Source organism: Mycobacterium sp. (genome assembly GCF_050701675.1).
Lineage (GTDB): Bacteria > Actinomycetota > Actinomycetes > Mycobacteriales > Mycobacteriaceae > Mycobacterium.
In genome coordinates this window covers 1-1,984 of sequence record NZ_JBOGDD010000189.1, presented here as the reverse complement: position 1 = coordinate 1,984, position 1,984 = coordinate 1, and the positions used below count along the sequence as shown (strand labels likewise).

The 1,984-nt window shown below is 69.2% G+C and carries 3 protein-coding genes; 2 read left to right on the top strand and 1 reads right to left on the bottom strand.

Annotation, left to right across the window (positions count from 1 at the left end; genetic code table 11):
• Window positions 1-568 (bottom strand): SRPBCC family protein (locus ACRDUX_RS05495; RefSeq protein WP_526411776.1); only part of this gene is annotated, 568 nt, incomplete at its 3' end.
• Window positions 569-646: 78 nt separating this feature from the next.
• Between ACRDUX_RS05495 and ACRDUX_RS05490 the strand changes: the two genes are divergently transcribed.
• Window positions 647-1,240, top strand: coding sequence for an alpha/beta hydrolase (locus tag ACRDUX_RS05490; RefSeq protein WP_526411774.1), 594 nt, complete (start codon window positions 647-649; stop codon window positions 1,238-1,240).
• Window positions 1,241-1,312: 72 nt separating this feature from the next.
• On the top strand, window positions 1,313-1,897 hold the full coding sequence (locus ACRDUX_RS05485) for a phosphoribosyltransferase (RefSeq protein ID WP_526411772.1): 585 nt from the start codon (window positions 1,313-1,315) through the stop codon (window positions 1,895-1,897).
• Window positions 1,898-1,984: the final 87 nt, after the last annotated feature.

Here is a 1,984-nt window from a genome sequence, read left to right as displayed (position 1 = left end):
GTCCGTCTGCAACGTGCCTGACCAGGCGAATCACGCGATGACCGCCGGAGGTCAGCAACGCCGTCAGCGCAGAGCCGACCAGCCCGGAGGCCCCGGTGACGGCGACGGCGAGCGATGACACGCCGGCTTCGGCGGCGTCTCGGTGCGCGGCCAGGTCGTCGTCCAGTTGGCGGTGGCGGTAGACGAACGTCGAACGCAATGCGGCCGCCGGAACGGGCGCTTCGACGCGGTCGTAGACACGGGTCGCACCCAGTCCCTCGGCGCTGAACTCGTGGGTGTGGCGCCACTGGCCGATGATGCGGGGCGGCCACGACCTCACCCCGCCCGAGGAGAGCTGGTCGACGAAGCGATGCGGCGGGTCGTAGTCGGCGCGCTGGTGCTGCGCGACCCATCGCAGCCCGGCGGGCAGCCCCAGCACCGCGGTTCCATCGCCCAGCGAGTCCGCCTCGGCCACCACCGTCATCGGCTGCCATGGCGGGACCAGCCGGGGCATCGCCCCCGGCCTGGTGTGCCAGGCGAACACCTCGTCCAGCGGATGGTCGACCACGCTCTCGTATTCGATGCCCACGAGGTTCATTCGTAATCGCGACCTCGGCGGATTGCGAATACGGCCAACCACCGTCAGCTCCGCTCCGAATCACCTGCAATGACTTTCAAGGCAGGCGTCCTCGTGCTCCCCGGCGGTCGGCCCAAGAGCGACGCTCCGTCCCAAGCCTGGCAGCTGGCCAATCTCCGGATCGAATTGCTGACCCAGTCGTTGCGACGCAGGGTGGGTCCAGGTGTCGTCGTGCGGCGCGTGCGGTATCGGCTGCGGGGCTGGAACCCGGGACGGCTCGATGCGCTGCGCGACGCCAAGACTGCGCTCGATGACATGCTCGACGCCGTCGGCTCCGGTCCGGTCGTGCTAATCGGGCACTCCATGGGCGGGCGCGTCGCGGCTCATCTCGCCGCCCAAGGACGCGTCGCGGCAGTCGCCGCGCTCGCGCCATGGTGGCCGGACGATGACTGTGACCTGGTTCCGCCGGGATGCCGGCTGCTCACCATGCACGGGAGCGCCGACACCTGGACCGACCCGAAGGCGTCCCAGCGACAGACGATGCGCGCCGCAGCCCGTGGCGTAGATGCCCAATGGGTGGGGTTCCCCGGCGCCGGACACTTCCTGATACGCGACTACGCACGTTGGCACCGCCTCACCGCCGAGTTCGCCATCACCCAGTGGTCGCAGCGCTTTCAGGCCTAGTCTCGTCGGATCGACGAATCCGCTGATCGCACCTTCCGGGACCGCCGCGAGGCAGGTCGAGTCCTCGCGGCGATGCTGAGCGGCTACCGCGACGGGCCCGACGTCGTGGTGCTTGGCCTCGCTCGGGGTGGCATACCTGTCGGCGCGGAGATCGCCATCGCGCTCAACGTCCAGCTGGACGTCTTCGTGGTCAGAAAGCTCGGCGTTCCACGGTGGCCCGAGCTGGCCATGGGTGCGATCGCCAGCGGCGGCGGCATCGTCGTCAACGAGGACGTGGTGCGCAGCGCACAGGTCACCGACGCGCAGTTACGGGCCGTCATCGACGCCGAAGCCGACGAGCTGGCGCGCCGTGAGTCGGCCTACCGTAGCGGCGCGGAACCTCTCGACCTGGCGGGCAAGACGGTGATCCTCGCCGATGATGGCATCGCCACGGGAGCGAGCATGATTGCCGCGGCTCGCGCCGTGCGGGACGCCGGCGCCGAGCGTGTCATCGTCGCGGTGCCCGTCGGACCGTCGTCGGCACGGCAGCGGCTACGCGATGAGGCCGACGAGGTGGTGTTCGCCACGACACCGCGACTCTTCGAGGCCGTCGGTCAGGTGTTCACCGACTTTCACCAGGTCAGCGACGACGAGGTGAAGAAAGCCCTACGCCGTTAGTCGCGTTTGAAGTCTGAGCTGCTGTCTTCGTTCGACTCGACGAAGACCGCGGACGTTTCCGTCTCGGCGGGCTCGTCTGGGTAGTCC